13 protein-coding genes are annotated in these 13300 nt (G+C 63.4%); 6 read left to right on the top strand and 7 right to left on the bottom strand.

What is annotated here, in order from left to right; genetic code table 11:
* Window positions 1-183 precede the first annotated feature (183 nt).
* Complete coding sequence (locus WDU99_RS16925; protein WP_337333647.1) at window positions 184-1020, top strand: serine protein kinase RIO; 837 nt, start codon at window positions 184-186, stop codon at window positions 1018-1020.
* A 60-nt stretch (window positions 1021-1080) separates the two neighbouring features.
* Here WDU99_RS16925 and WDU99_RS16920 read toward each other — a convergent pair whose 3' ends face one another.
* The 3 genes from WDU99_RS16920 to WDU99_RS16910 form a co-directional block, all read right to left on the bottom strand.
* A complete protein-coding gene (locus WDU99_RS16920; RefSeq protein ID WP_337333646.1) occupies window positions 1081-1761 on the bottom strand; it encodes a hypothetical protein in 681 nt (226 codons plus the stop codon).
* 3 nt (window positions 1762-1764) lie between these two features.
* On the bottom strand, window positions 1765-2421 hold the full coding sequence (locus WDU99_RS16915; protein WP_337333645.1) for a hypothetical protein: 657 nt from the start codon (window positions 2419-2421) through the stop codon (window positions 1765-1767).
* 111 nt (window positions 2422-2532) lie between these two features.
* Entirely contained in the window at window positions 2533-2994 is a 462-nt protein-coding gene (locus tag WDU99_RS16910) for a DUF3817 domain-containing protein (protein WP_337333644.1), read from the bottom strand.
* Window positions 2995-3204: 210 nt separating this feature from the next.
* Here WDU99_RS16910 and WDU99_RS16905 point away from each other — a divergent pair, with 210 nt between their 5' ends.
* Complete coding sequence (locus tag WDU99_RS16905) at window positions 3205-4611, top strand: MFS transporter (RefSeq protein ID WP_337333643.1); 1407 nt, start codon at window positions 3205-3207, stop codon at window positions 4609-4611.
* Window positions 4612-4723: 112 nt separating this feature from the next.
* On the opposite strand, the gene WDU99_RS16900 is transcribed toward WDU99_RS16905, so the two are convergent.
* The gene (locus WDU99_RS16900; protein WP_337333642.1) at window positions 4724-5374 is read right to left on the bottom strand and encodes a TetR family transcriptional regulator C-terminal domain-containing protein; all 651 of its coding nucleotides are present in this window, start codon (window positions 5372-5374) and stop codon (window positions 4724-4726) included.
* 67 nt (window positions 5375-5441) lie between these two features.
* On the opposite strand from WDU99_RS16900, the gene WDU99_RS16895 reads away from it, so the two are divergent.
* The 4 genes from WDU99_RS16895 (at window position 5442) to WDU99_RS16880 (ending at window position 10453) form a co-directional block, all read left to right on the top strand.
* Window positions 5442-6335 carry an alpha/beta fold hydrolase gene (locus WDU99_RS16895; protein ID WP_337333641.1) on the top strand — a complete coding sequence of 298 codons (894 nt, stop codon included), beginning with the start codon at window positions 5442-5444 and terminating at the stop codon, window positions 6333-6335.
* 97 nt (window positions 6336-6432) lie between these two features.
* Window positions 6433-7587: a CDP-glycerol glycerophosphotransferase family protein gene (locus WDU99_RS16890; RefSeq protein ID WP_337333640.1), complete on the top strand. Its 1155-nt coding sequence runs from the start codon at window positions 6433-6435 to the stop codon at window positions 7585-7587.
* Entirely contained in the window at window positions 7587-8768 is a 1182-nt protein-coding gene (locus tag WDU99_RS16885) for a CDP-glycerol glycerophosphotransferase family protein (protein ID WP_337333639.1), read from the top strand. The genes WDU99_RS16890 and WDU99_RS16885 overlap by 1 nt, the downstream gene beginning before the upstream one ends.
* Window positions 8769-8902: 134 nt before the next feature.
* Entirely contained in the window at window positions 8903-10453 is a 1551-nt protein-coding gene (locus WDU99_RS16880) for a glycerophosphodiester phosphodiesterase family protein (protein ID WP_337333638.1), read from the top strand.
* A gap of 3 nt (window positions 10454-10456) precedes the next feature.
* Here WDU99_RS16880 and WDU99_RS16875 read toward each other — a convergent pair whose 3' ends face one another.
* The 3 genes from WDU99_RS16875 to WDU99_RS16865 form a co-directional block, all read right to left on the bottom strand.
* Complete coding sequence (locus WDU99_RS16875) at window positions 10457-11515, bottom strand: NAD-dependent epimerase/dehydratase family protein (RefSeq protein ID WP_337333637.1); 1059 nt, start codon at window positions 11513-11515, stop codon at window positions 10457-10459.
* The gene (locus WDU99_RS16870; protein ID WP_337333636.1) at window positions 11515-12240 is read right to left on the bottom strand and encodes an IspD/TarI family cytidylyltransferase; all 726 of its coding nucleotides are present in this window, start codon (window positions 12238-12240) and stop codon (window positions 11515-11517) included. Before WDU99_RS16870 ends, WDU99_RS16875 begins: the two co-directional genes overlap by 1 nt.
* A partial coding sequence (locus WDU99_RS16865) for a CDP-glycerol glycerophosphotransferase family protein (protein ID WP_337333635.1) occupies window positions 12237-13300 on the bottom strand: 1064 nt, incomplete at its 5' end. The genes WDU99_RS16870 and WDU99_RS16865, both read right to left, overlap by 4 nt.

The raw sequence follows: 13300 nt of genomic DNA, 5'->3' as shown, positions 1-13300 counted from the left end.
GATGCTGGACGCACCCCTCCTCGTGGGATTAGGCTCAGCGGGTGCCCCGGGATCGGCCCGGGGACCCGAGTGAGAGGAGTGAGCGATGAACACCGTCATTGTCGTGCCCACCGCCGACCACCTCTCTCCCGAGGCCACCAACCGCTGACCCGCGCGTGGCCTCCCTCACTCGGAGTCCACATCGTGACAGATCCCTTCGCGTCGTTCGACGACGCAACCCTCTCGTTCGCCGACGTCGAACCCGGCGAGAACCAGCGCTGGACCACCTGGCCGGCGATCACGCCCTCAGAGCGCGGGCCTCAGCCGTGGCCGGCATGGCTCGTCACCAGCGCCGGGGCCATCGACACCGAACTCGGCGTGCTCAAGACCGGCAAAGAGGCCGACGTGTTCCTCATCGAACGCGCCGTGCCCGATGATCCGTCCCAGCGCACGCTGCTCGCCGCGAAGCGCTATCGCAGCGCCGAGCACCGGTCGTTTCACCGCTCGGCGGTGTACACGGAGGGTCGCCAGGTGCAGAAGTCGCGCGACGCCCGCGCAATCGCGAAGAAGTCGGCGTTCGGCCGCGAGGTGGCGGCGGCCGAATGGTCGTTCGCCGAGTTCGGCGCACTGTGTCGGATGCACGAGCTCGGCGCTCCGGTGCCCTACCCCGTGCAGGTGAACGGCACCGAGCTGCTGATGGAGTTCATCGGCGACGGTGCAACCGCGGCGCCGCGTCTGGCGCAGCACCGCGGCACGCGCGACGAGCTGGGCGGCCTCTACGAGCAGATCGTCGAGATCATGCGGACCTTCGCGCAGACGGGCTTCGCGCACGGCGACCTATCGCCGTACAACCTGCTGGTGCACGACGGCCGGGTGCGGGTGATCGATCTGCCTCAGATCGTCGACATCATCGCGAATCCGCAGGGGCTCGACCTGCTGCATCGTGACTGCGTGAACGTGTGCGACTGGTTCACGCGGCGACGCGTCGAGTGCGACGCCGAAGAGCTGTTCGCCGAGCTGCTGGCGTCGTCGTGCACCTGACCCTTCGACAGACTCAGGCACCCAGCAGGCTCACTTCCCGCCGGGAGGGCCCGACGGACGTCAGTGCGGAGATTGATCTCGCAATTGATACTCAGCCTCGTCGACCCAGGTGCGGCGTTGCGAAGCCAGCTGCCGTCGTCGTTGTTTGTTGACCGACGCCAAGACGGGCACAAGCTCGAATACCTCTGCGATGTATCCCGGTATCAGGCCAGGCTCACCGTCCGTGGCGCTCAAGAGGACGGCGATCGTCTCGATCGGATCTGCGCCGCTGTCGAGGAGCCGGTCGATTTCGCGTGCGTCCTTCTCACCTTTCTCGGTATCTGGGCGATCGAGCAGTGCAGCGAGCTTGGTCGCCGTGTGCGCATGGATGTTCAGCAGTCGCCACCCCTTCATGGGCGCGGGCTCCGTGTGATCCATGAGTTTCTCGACTCTGAGTCGCAACTTGTTGCCCAGCGCCGATTCCCACGGTATGTATGCGTCTACATGCACCCCGTTCTTAGTGCCGCGCCCTTTGCGTCCACCACTGTGGATGGTGTTCTCGCTGTAGTCGGGCAGGATCTCGCGCAGCTTCTGCCTCAGGCCCTGATCCATGATGATGAGGTCGATATCACGACTCACATCGCCGCCGACGCGCATCTGAGTAGCCCACCCGCCGATGAGGATGGACGGCTCCAAGTCGTATCCGAGATGATCGAGCAGCCCTTGAACGCGCCCGAGTTCGTCTGCCGTCAGCTCCGTCATGATCTACTCCTGATCCCAGTCCCGCCTGCTGAAGAACTTCTCGTGCAGGGCGATTCGAAATTCAGATGCTTGCCAGCCGGGAGTCGCGAACAGGTCGACGTACGTCTGCGCGACCGACGAGTGGCGTTGCCACATGCGTGCGGCGCGGGGGTCCGCGAGGAGGAACGTGACGTTTCCACGATTGCGACCGTAGCCGGTGTGTCGCTTGGCGCCTGAGAGCTGCAGCATGTCGTCTACGGCGTCGGCCGTGTGCTCGTCCCGAAGATAGTAAAGGTGTTCGGAGTAGTCCGAGACCACGTTCACTCCACCCAACAGCTCCACTGCCGCCGCGGCACCTCCCACGATGAGGCCGCCGTCCATCGTCGTCGCAAGCAGGTTCTGAAGGCCATAGGCAGGCAGCGTCACCATTACTCGCGCGTCATTCATGACGCTGCGGGCTGCACAGGACAGGGTGAGCACCTTCTCCGGATTCACAACGGTGAATCCAGCGTGATGCTGTTGGATGGCGCCGATCTCGATCAGACGACGCAAGGCATAGGAAGCAGTCGCCGGGGCGACGCCAGCGCGAAATGCGAGATCTTCGATGTTGTGCCAGCGTCGACGGCCGTGCATGACTGCGTTGTCGATGAGCTCGCGCCATACCAGTTCGTTCTTCTTCACCGTCGTGGGCCCTTCCATTGCGTCCACAACTTTTCTTAAGAACTAGGTTACAACTTTTCCTGCGAATCGATCAACAAGTTTTCCTGTAAATGAATCACGCGGATAGTCTGCTCACTTCCCGCCGGGAGGGCCCAGGATCAGCAGTACGGTGTACAGCGCGACGATCGCGACGGCGATCAGGGCACCGAGCACCCACGGACGCAGCAGGAACCAGCGCATGGTGCGGTCGTACCAGCTGCGATCGCGCGGGTCGTCGGTCTCTTCCAGGCGCCATGCGCCCTCGAGCCGGCCGGTGCGGTGCAGCCAGATCTCGGCGGGGATCGTCGCGTAGGGCACGATCGCGCTGGCGATGGCGACCACGGCAACGCCGACGCCCCAGCGCTGATTGAACGCGACGAGCACCGCCATCGCTCCATAAGAGAGGAAGACGAAGCCGTGGATGCCACCGCCGATCGTCACCACCAGCGGGTCCGCCCCGACCGCGCGGGCGATGAGTGCACTGATCAGCAGTGTCCAGGTGATCGCCTCGGCGATCGCGAGCACGCGGTAGAGACGGGCGGGCGTGGTGAACAATTTCTCTCCTCGGTCGGTCTGCATCAACGCTAGGCCGTGCATCCTTTGCATCCGCCCGATCAAGCCGCGAATCCGAGCGGCGCGACGCAAAGATCATCCGAAAGGTGGAGCCGAGCGGGCCGGCGACCGGGCGCGGTCCACGTTCCTGCGCGCCGCACCTGGGCGGCGCGCCGTCACCGACTGTTCACCGGTCGCGGCCAGACTTCGATCATGAGCGATGAGCAGCGCCCGCCCCGCCCTGAGGCGACGGCCAGCACGGATGCCGTGGCGGTGATGGGGCTCGACCTGCGTGGCGAGACCCCCGCTCCCCGCAAGCAGGTCTACTCGTGGGCGCTGTGGGACTGGGCGACGCAGCCGTTCAACACGGTCATCCTCACCTTCATCTTCACGGCGCTGTACCTCACCACCGACGCCTTCCTGACACCAGAGCTGCAGGCGCTCGACGACAGCGACCCGCTCAAGGAGGCGGCGATCGCCGAGCTGACCTCGGGTCTGGGGCTCGGGTCGACGATCGCGGCGCTGGCGATCCTGCTGGTGGCGCCGGTGCTGGGCCAGCAGGCCGACGCGGCCGGCCGGCAGAAGCTGTGGCTGGGCATCGGCACGGGCGCCTTGATCCTGTGCATGTTCGGACTGTGGTTCGTCACCCCGGTGCCGTCGATGTTCTGGGTGGGTGTGGCGCTGATCTCGGCAGGATCCGTGTTCGGCGAGATCGCCGCGGTCAACTCCAACGCCATGCTGATCGGCATCGCGAACCCGAAGAACATCGGGCGCATCTCGGGCCTCGGATGGGGTTTCGGCTACATCGGCGGCATCGTCGCACTCGTGATCGTGGTCGTGCTCGACACCGCCGACTGGTTCGGCATGTCGACCGACAACGGGCTGCCCTTCCGGCTGATCGCGGTGGGCTGCGCGGTGTGGGCGCTGGTGTTCAGCATCCCGATCTTCCTCAACGTGCCCGAGCCCTCGCTGGGTCGTCCCGAGCGAAGGGTGGGCTTCTTCGCCTCGTACGCGCTGCTGGTCAGAGACGTGGTGGGGCTGTACCGCAACGCCGAGACGCGGCCCACGTTCTGGTTCCTGCTGGCCAGCGCGGTGTTCCGCGACGGGCTCGGCGGTGTGTTCGCGTTCGGCGCGGTGATCGCGTCGGTGGTGTTCGGGTTCGAGTTCATGCAGCTGGTGATCTTCGGCATCGCCGCCAACCTGATCGCGGGCGTCTCGACGATCTTCGCCGGGCGCTTCGACGATCGCTTCGGCCCCAAGCGCATCATCGTGATCTCGCTGACGGCGATGGTCGTCGCCGGACTGGCCGTGTTCTTCCTCGCCGACGGCGGCACGACGGTGTTCTGGATCGGCGGGCTGATCCTGTGCGCATTCGTCGGACCGGCGCAGGCCGCGGGCCGCTCGTTCCTGGCGCGACTCACACCGGCCGGACGCGAGGGCGAGATCTTCGGCCTGTACGCGACGACCGGTCGCGCCGCCAGCTGGATGGCGTCCGGAGCCTGGACGCTGCTGATCGTGGCAACCCAGTCGACGACCTTCGGCATCCTCGGCATCGTGCTGGTGCTGCTGATCGGGCTGCTCCTGCTGCTGCCGGTGCCCGAGCGCCGGGCGAACCCCTGACCCGCGTGCGACGGGAACGAATGCAGGGAGTCTGAACGGTTGCAGGTGGATTCTGCGGTGTTTCCACCTGCAAGTGTTCAGACTCCCTGCATTCGTTCCTGGGTCCGGGATGTCAGCGCCGCAGTAGTTCGAGCGCGGCGGGGGCGGCACCCGCGGCGGTGAGGGCTTCGCACATGCCGCGTGCTGCCAGGCGATAAGGCTCGTCGCTGCTGTAGAGCAGCGACCGTGCGTTGGCCTGTTCGTACAGGGCGGGTAGCGTGAAGGCGAGTTGGGCTGCGCCAGAGGCATCTAGGTCGAGTTCACCAGCATCCACCGCGTAACCCACCTGCATCTCGACATAGTCGTACCAGAGCGTCATCGCCTCGCGCACTGCGTCACGCACTGGGCCCGGCTTGGAATCGAAGTCGGAGGCAATGGCGGCGAAGAAGCACCCTCCGCTGAACACGCGCGTGCGGGAATATTCGATCAGGTGATGCATCAACGCGACGAGTCTGTCGAGGCCGCGTTCCTGCTCGCGAGCGCGCTCGACGACAACGCGCATGAAGACGTCGCGCCCCGCGGCCACGGTGGCCAACTGCAACCCCACCTTGTTCTGGAAGAGACCGGCGATACTGCTCTTGCTGTGGCCGGAGGCGTCGGCAAGCCGGCCGATGCTCAGCCCGTCGAGCCCCTCCACCGAAGCAAGGTCGGTGGCGAACGTCAGCACAGACCGGCGTGAGGCGTCACCCCGCGCGCGCCGGCCGTCAACGACTGTTTCGCCCATCCCCCTAGTGTACGAACGATCGTGCGTGTAGTCTACGTACGATCGTTCGTATTGATAGGAGTGCACCGTGCCCGCATTGCAGAACACCGTCGCCGCCGGCATCCGCTTCTCGTCGCGCATCGCGCCGGCACTGGGAGGCCGCCTCGCGTTGGAAGCCTTCTTCGCGACCGCTCGCATGCGTGTGCGGGACGACGACTCGGCCACGCACGATGCCGCGCGTCGCGCCACCATCCAGGTGCGCGGGCGGGATGTCACCACCTATCGATGGGGCACGGGCACGCGGGCAGCCTTGCTCGTCCACGGCTGGAACGGACGCGCCTCGCAGTTCGCGACTCTCGTGCGCGACCTCGTCGGCGAGGGCTATCGCGTCGTGGCGTTCGATGCGCCCGCGCACGGCGATTCCCCCGGTCGGAGGACCGATGTGCGCGACTGGGTCGTGGCGATTCGACTGCTGTCGGATGCCGAAGGACCGTTCGGCCTGATCGTGGGGCACTCCTTCGGCGCCTTCGCGACACTGGCCTCGCTGCGCGACGGGGTCGAGGCCCCACGGGTGGTATCGGTCGCCGGCGCGGGCGAGGTGCTGGCCTTCCACGATCAGTTCGCATGCAACGTCGGCCTGCCAGATGGCGCGCGGCGATCGTTCGAGGACGGCTTCTATCGCCGTATCGGCGTCAGTCGTGAGGAATCGGATGCCCGATATGACTCACTGGCGCAGCCGCTCCCTTTGCAGACCGAACTGCTCATCGTGCATGACCGGGGCGATCGCGCCCTCGACGTGCGCCACTCCGAGCGACTGCACGCGGCACACCCCGCCCAATCGCGCCTGATATTGACGCAGTGTAACGGGCACAACCGGGTGCTCAGCGCCGATCCGGTGCTCGACGCCGTGCTGGCGTTCGGCGATGGTGGCCTCGAAGGTGCTAGCCAGCTGTCGGAAACGCCGCTGCGCGCGACGCCCTGAGAGCGTCACGGCCCGCAGACCCTGAGGGTTCCCGATCGGAGCGCCCTCGTATACTGAACGGGTTCCGTCAGCTCGATGAATTTCAGGTTAACTGCCCGTGCGCCAATGGCTTCGGAAGAGTCGGATACTGCGCAGCATCCGCTTTCTTCCTTATTACCTCCCCTACGCAGCTTGGGCGACCCTGAAACCGGTCAAGACCAACCGGGTACTGTTCCTGTCTGACTCGCACGACGGCTTCGTCGGCAACATGGGATTTCTGCGCGACGCGATGGTGCGCGCGGATCCGTCGGTCGAGATCATCGGCGTGTTCAAACCCAGTCTCGCGTCACGACGGCCGCTGCGCGACGTCTTCCGTCTGCCGATGCTGATCGCGACGAGCGCGGTGATCGTGCTCGACGACTTCTATCCGCTGATCTACCGTTTTCGGATCCGCCGCGGTGCGCGGCTGGTGCAGCTCTGGCATGCCGCGGGCGCGTTCAAGCAGGTGGGTCACAGCCGGGCGGGTCTGCCCGGCGGCCCCACGCGGGGCAGCGAGATCCATCGCAACTACACGGATGCCATTGTGAGCTCGTCGGGCATCGTCGACGACTACGCCGAGGCGTTCGGAATCCCGGCAGAGCGCGTGCGCCCGTGGGGCATGCCGCGTTCGGACGTGTTCTTCGATGCGGATGCCGTCGCGTCCGCCCGTGCGCGCGTGCGTCGCGAGCTGGGCGTCGGCGACGACGAGCGCTTCGTCGTGTACGCGCCGACGTTCCGTGGCAACGGCCAGCGCAGCGCGACGGCCGCTCCCGATGCGGACTGGGCGGGGATCGCTGACGCGCTGGGCGCCGGCTGGCGGGTCGGGGTGCGTCAGCATCCGTTCGTCGCTCGCCGTGCGCTGGGCGCGGGAGTGGTGGATGCTGCTGCCGTGCCCGACATGAACGACCTGCTGATGGCGGCCGACGTGCTCGTGACCGACTATTCGTCGTCGATCTTCGAGTTCGCGCTGCTGCGCCGGCCGGTGGTGTTCTACACGCCGGATCTGGAGGAGTACGAGGCGGCGCGGTCGTTCTACCGTCCGTTCGATCACTACGCGATCGGCCCGGTCGTGCGCGACGCCAAAGACCTCGCCGCCGCGATCGCCACGGCCGATGTCGACGACGCGCGCTTGGATGCGTTCCTCGACGAGTTCGCGGATGCCCTCGATGGACGTTCCAGCGATCGCATCGCCGGCGAGCTGCTCCGCGTGCCTGTCACGGAGCCGGTCTCGTGATGGTGCTGGCGCAGCGGCTGCGTCTGGATGTGCTCGCCGCGTACGCCGCGCGCTTCGCGCTGACGCTCGTGAGCCTTGTCATGCGGGTGCTGCCGCGGCGGCACAAGGTGGTGCTGCTGACCCGGCAGAGCAGCAAGCCGCCTTCGGACTTCCTGCTGCTGCGGGACGCGATGCTGCGCGCCGACCCCTCGGTGCAGGTCGTCATGATCGCGAAGATGGTGCCACCGGGCATCGTGCGCAAGTTCGGCTACGCCGCGCACCTGCTGGTGGAGATGTACCACGTGTCGACCTCGAGGGTGCTGGTGGTCGACGGCTATTCGATCATCGCCTCGGCGACGCCGCGCTCGAAGGGCCTGACCGTGGTGCAGCTGTGGCACGCGCTGGGGTCGCTGAAGAAGTTCGGGCTGAGCATCATCGGACAGCGCGGCGGGCGCGACCCGCTGCTGGCGAAGGCGATGCGGATGCACGCCGGGTACGACATCGTGATCGCGAGCGCCGAGCGCTGCCGTGAGCCCTTCGCCGAGGCGTTCGGCGTCGACGTGTCGAAGGTGGTGGTCGCGCCACTGCCGCGGGTCGACAGGCTACGCGATCCTGCGCACCGCGCGAAGGTGCGGGAGCGCTTCGACTTCTTGTATCCCGACCTGATGGGCAAGAAGGTGGCGCTGTACGCTCCCACGTTCCGCACCGAGGGTCGGGTATCGCCGGTCGATCCGGTCGAGCTGACGCAGGCGATGACGGATGCCGGATACGCGATGATCACCAAGCTGCATCCGCTGGTTCCGGTGCCGTCTGCCTCGGGGCTGCGGGTTGCGCCAGGTATGTCGACGCAGGACTTGCTGCTGGTGGCCGACATCTTCATCACCGACTACTCGTCGGCAGTGTTCGAGGCCGCGGTCGCGGGGGTTCCGTCGTACCTGATCGCCCCTGACCTCGATGAGTACTCGCAGCGGCGAGACTTCTACGCCAAGTATCCGGATGACCTCGGTCTGCCGATGGCCGCGAGCCTCGAGGCGCTCGTGGAGTCGGTACGCAAGGGCGAAGCGGATGCTGAGATGATGCGCATCATGCACGAGAAGTTCGTGGCGGATGCCGGGGATGAGCGTACGTCCGCAGCGGACCACCTCGCGGACGTCGTGATGGAGGCAGCGATGTCGACAACGGCTTTGGAGGTCGTCGCATGAACGCTCCCCGCACTGTCGCCGTGATGCTCGCGGGCGCCCAGCGAACTGCGGAGTGTCCACCAGTACGATGAGAGCTTCCCTTCCCCCTGCAGCGTTCTTCCTGCACCCCCTAAACCCTTCCTCGGAGGACTGCGATGACCACTCACGGCAATTCGTCTTGGTCAGGTCAGCACACGCTGATTGCGCACGCTTTAGGCAGGATCGGGGGTAAGGACTATACAAACTCCAAGCAAGCACTGACACGATCATACGAACGTGGCTTCCGGCTGTTCGAAGTAGACGTTGCGTTGACCTCAGACGGCGAGCCAGTCCTGATCCATGGCTGGACCCCAAAGGACCATGCCCGCCTGGGATGGGATGCCCCTACAGCGGATGCCTCCGCTCAACTGTCGGTAGCAGCGTTTCGCGGGAAGCGGGTTCACGGCAAGTACGCGACAATGCGCCTCAGTGATCTGCGGGATTTCCTAGTTCAACATCCCGACACGCGCGTGCTTTTTGACGTCCGCCCGCTTGACCGGGCACAGACCCGTGAGATATACGGGAAGATCGCCTCAATCATCAATGACAAAGGGCTGCGCGATCGTTGCATGGCGGGAACGTACAACAAAGAGATGGTTGAGGAGGTCCGAAGCCTAGGCCATTTCTCGCGCATCAATCTATTTCACGCGAAGCCTCAATCTGATACCTCAGCCGAACTAGACGAATCGTTCCTTTCTTTCTGTGTCGCACAACAGGTTGAGACAGTTACCGTTGCTCCCACTACACCAAAGCAGATCCTCGATGCGTTTAGAGATTCAGGCATTTCTCCCATCGCGTTTACCGTGAACGATGCGCGCGCCGCCGCAGATCTACTCGAGCGAGGCGCCACCTCAGTCGGCACTGACACGATTTCCCCCGAATCTCTGAAACGCGCCGGGGAGGTCTATATTCATGAGCTGACCACATACACAGACTCGCGGGGCAACGAGATCGTGTATGAAGGTGAACGGCCACCTAAAGAGGTGAATATCCGCATACGGGGGAGAAACAACCGCCTTACGGTTGCGAAGGGCTCCCGGCTCACTCGACTGGACGTAATCTTCGACAACAATAACGCGGAAGTTTCCATAGGCCCGAGCAGAGCGGGCATACCTACTGCTGCATTCCGGATTCGAGCTGGTGCAGACTCCACGGTGCGGGTCGGCAAAGACGTGTCGACAACACGAAGTGTCTTCTTGTCTGCCACGGAAGGAACAAGCGTCATCATCGGTGATGATGTGATGTTCGCGACAAACAATGAAGTTCGAGCCGATGACGCTCACGCTATATTCGATGTCAGTAGCGGTAAGCGGGTGAATCCAGCGAGATCAGTAACCGTTGGAAACCACGTTTGGTTGGCCCGCGACGCAGTAATATTAGGAGGTGCCACAATTGGCGATGGGAGCGTTATCGGATATCGCAGCCTCGTCACGCGCAAGGTACCCAACAATTGCGTCGCCGTCGGCGCGCCTGCAACGGTTACGCGCCGGAATATCGCTTGGGAGCGGCCTCATCTCGACGATTATCCGCCATTCAAGCCGAACGCGACCGTGATCGAAAAGTCCAAGTACTGGAATCCGACAGAGGACGACTCCGCACAACCGGCGATCAACCACGCATCCCTTCTTACGCGTATCAGGCGAAAGGTTCGCAAGCTTCTGTCGTGACTGCTATTCGCGCAGTTCGCGTGCGTGTCGAACCCAACGTTCAACACCATCCCTCAAGGTCGTTCGGCTTCGCCACCCGATGCCGCGCAGACGGCTGCTGTCGACGACGCCCGCAGACACCTTGCTCCACCCCTTTGCGGGCGCAGCATCGTCGCTGATCTTGACGGAGTGTCCGGTTCGGCCGTCTACCTCATTGAACAGGTCCGCCAGCTCACGGATCGAAACCAACGCGTCATCATCAGCGACGTTGTACGCGATCTCGTCGCCCTCGACCAGGAGTGTGATCATCGCACTCGCGGCATCCGCGACGTATGTATAGGTTCGCGTCAAGAGGCCTTGCGACTGCAGTTCGATGTCGCGGTCTTCCAAGACATCGGTCAAGAACGCCGCCTGTACGCGACCATCAGTGATGTCCATCCCCGGGCCGTACGTATGTGCCAGTCTGGCTATCCTCACATCGATGCCATGCTGCGCCTGATAAGCGACCGCAATGGTCTCGCCGGCACGCTTGCCTTCCGGATATGCGGAACGCAGGTCGAGTGGGTTGACCCGACCCCAATCATCCTCGGTGAATGACGTCGCGTCGCCTTCCACCGGTTGGCCATACACTTCCCGCGTGGAGACCAACACATAGCGCTGCGCATTGGACCTGACAGCGTAGTCGAGAGTATTGAAAACGCCTACGGTATTGGCTTTGATCGTCCCCACAGGATCTGAGGAGAAGTACTTCGGGCTCGCTTGGCTGGCCGCATGGATCACGTAGTCTGCCTCGGGCGCTCCGTCGATCGGGATTGCTACGTCCTGGATCACGATGTCGACGTCCGCTCGCTCGGCCGCCTCACCCAGAACGGCACGCAGCTTCGAGGCGCTTCTTGCGAATACAACTACTCGGAGCGCCAAGTCGTGCTTGTCACTAGCTCGCAGCAGCCCAAGAACTATGTAAGAGCCAAGCATTCCGCTCGCACCGGTCACTGCGACCGTCTTCCCTGACAACTGGGTCCAGTCGAGTGAAGATTCAGCAATCAGATCCAGGTCGGCGGCAACTACAGTGGTGAGCGACATCAGATACCTTCGACATCGTGAAAGTGCTCGAGGTCGAGCAGTGCGCGGCTCATGAAATAGTCCTCCGGAGTCGTGACCTTTATGTTCGCCCTCGTGCCAATAACAAAGGAAGCGGAGACGTCTAGCTCCCCGCGCATCAGAGAACACGAGTCGATGTAGTCATCATGCGCCTTTTCGCGAGCCGACTCATGCGCAGCAACCAACTCGTGAAGCCAGAACGTTTGTGGCGCCTGCGCAATGAAAAGCTCGCTACGGGGAAGAATATCGTCCACTCGGTCACCGTCCGCACTGACGACCACGGTCTCTACAGCCGGAAAAACGGTTATCGCCCCGCGAGCAGACTCTAGTGCATCAAGGTTCTCGCTGATGATTCGGTCGTTGATCAGCGGCCGTACACCATCATGCACAAGGGCCTTCACGTCTTCATCCTGAATCTCGTCGTGCGCTACTCGGAGCGCGCGGTAAATCGAATCCTGGCCGCTGGTTCCGCCTGCTACTATCCACCGAACCTTGCTGATCCCGAAGGTTACGATCATTTCGCGGAAACGATCCTCCCAATCCTGCGGAATTGCGACCGTCAGCGCATCGATATCTGGGTGACGCTCAAAATGCTCCAGAGTATGGATAATAAGCGGCTTGCCCCCGTAGTCCAGGAACTGTTTCGGCACGGACGTGACACCCATCCGCGAGCCGGTTCCTCCTGCAAAGATCACTCCGATATTCATGCGTTCCCCTTCACCTCGTTTTCGGCGAGCCAGGATTCAACATCTTCATGAATTCGCTGACAGTTGAGACGATCATCGAACTCAAAGAAGGTCTCGTACCGGCGCGTGTACGCATCAGCCACCGCACAGTCCCTGCCCAACGCGTCGAGCAGGTGGTCAACCAACGTATCGACGCTCGGCGCTATCGGCCCGAACCCCATCGTCGGGTAGTCCATCGCGCCGTCGCCGTACTGCGGGGGCATATCGCTGTCGTGGAAGTAGACGATGGCCTTGCGCATGTAGGCAAAGTCGTACTGGATCCCCGAGTAATCCGTGACAAGCAATCGTGCACGCTTCAGTTCGACATCGTATGAGGTGTCGATACCAGCTGCGCCAACCGAGACGACCTTGTCAACGATGTCGCCTACGCCCTTATCGGTTGCAACCTCGTTCAACCCCTGTCGGAAGTACTCGTGGTTCGTCGCCAAGGTGGGGTGGATCATAAAGCGGATGCTAAACCCGCGGGCCTCTGCTTCCTCAAGAAGAGCTCTCGACGTGAGAAGTGCAGAGAACCTGTCGAAATAGAGAGAGTTCAGGAAGTCCTCATTGGCCGGTCGTCGATTGTTCTCGCCTGGGGACGGAGCAGCATACTCCGGCCGCCACGTCGGGGAGATCATGACGACGCGTTCGGAGTCGACAGGAAGCCCATCGAACCGTGGGATTCCGGTAAGCACGAGTTGATCCGCGGCATAGCCGTACTCTGGCGTCCCGATGTTGGCTATCTCGTACCTTGAAGCGCAGTAGTACCGTTCGATCCCTGCGTGCCCCTGGTGCATGGACCTACCAAGTTCTTGCATGCTCAGTCCGTGCTGAATACACACGATCGGTGAGTTGTTCATGTCCCTGAGAAACGGACCAAACTGCGTGAGTCCAGTCGTGGTGGCCGGGTTGGGATGGGTGGTAAAAATGACCTTCGCGTGGAGGTAATGCAACGCGAGTCGTATTGACCCCGCATAGACGAGATTCGCACCTGCATGTCGTAGCCGTGGAGCTTCGGCGGCGTCTTTGTTCACCGCATAGA

Source organism: Microbacterium bandirmense, assembly GCF_037204185.1.
Lineage (GTDB): Bacteria > Actinomycetota > Actinomycetes > Actinomycetales > Microbacteriaceae > Microbacterium > Microbacterium bandirmense.
Note: the sequence above shows the minus strand (reverse complement) of the source record. Positions and strands in the feature narration are given on the sequence as shown.

Bases quoted from the DNA above. Each gene is read 5' to 3' on its own strand.
- WDU99_RS16880 (WP_337333638.1), top strand. From the start codon at position 8,903: ATGACCACTCACGGCAATTCGTCTTGGTCAGGTCAGCACACGCTGATT.
- WDU99_RS16905 (WP_337333643.1), top strand. From the start codon at position 3,205: ATGAGCGATGAGCAGCGCCCGCCCCGCCCTGAGGCGACGGCCAGCACG.
- WDU99_RS16875 (WP_337333637.1), bottom strand. From the start codon at position 11,515: ATGTCGCTCACCACTGTAGTTGCCGCCGACCTGGATCTGATTGCTGAA.
- WDU99_RS16900 (WP_337333642.1), bottom strand. From the start codon at position 5,374: ATGGGCGAAACAGTCGTTGACGGCCGGCGCGCGCGGGGTGACGCCTCA.
- WDU99_RS16885 (WP_337333639.1), top strand. From the start codon at position 7,587: ATGGTGCTGGCGCAGCGGCTGCGTCTGGATGTGCTCGCCGCGTACGCC.
- WDU99_RS16870 (WP_337333636.1), bottom strand. From the start codon at position 12,240: ATGAATATCGGAGTGATCTTTGCAGGAGGAACCGGCTCGCGGATGGGT.
- WDU99_RS16920 (WP_337333646.1), bottom strand. From the start codon at position 1,761: ATGACGGAGCTGACGGCAGACGAACTCGGGCGCGTTCAAGGGCTGCTC.